Origin of the sequence: Pseudomonas sp. IT-P258, from assembly GCF_949767825.1 — a bacterium.
GTDB classification, from domain to species: Bacteria; Pseudomonadota; Gammaproteobacteria; order Pseudomonadales; family Pseudomonadaceae; genus Aquipseudomonas; species Aquipseudomonas monachiensis.
The window spans coordinates 1-378 of sequence record NZ_CATKPU010000072.1; the positions used below are offsets into that span (position 1 = coordinate 1).

Sequence of the window (378 nt, forward strand, 5' to 3'; positions counted from 1 at the left end):
CAGGTTGTAGCTGAAACGCCGGGTCAGGTTGTCGATGCGTTTTTCTTCGATCAACCGGTCGCACGCATCGTAGGCGAACTGGTACGCCGCGTTGTTTTCGTTGATCAGCGCCGTCAGGCGAATCGCCGGGTCGTATTCGTAGCGGATGCGCTGGCCTTTGGCGTCCTGGCGGCTGCTCGGCAATCCTCGGGCGGTGCGTAGCAGGCGCGTGGTCTGGCCTTTGCCGTCGGTATGGCTGAGCACCTGGCCGAGGGCGTTGTAGGTGAAGGACTCGGCGCTGCCGTCCGGATGATTGATGCGCAGCACTTCGCCGTCGGGTTTGCGTTCCAGCGTGGTGGTCTGGCCCAGCGCGTCGGTGACGGCGACCAGATGCTGGCG

Annotated in this window: 1 pseudogene; it reads right to left on the minus strand. The window is 64.0% G+C overall.

Features of this window, described 5'->3' with window-relative positions:
* A pseudogene (locus tag ACM6G4_RS22540) lies at positions 1–378 on the minus strand (type IV secretion protein Rhs); the annotation flags it as partial.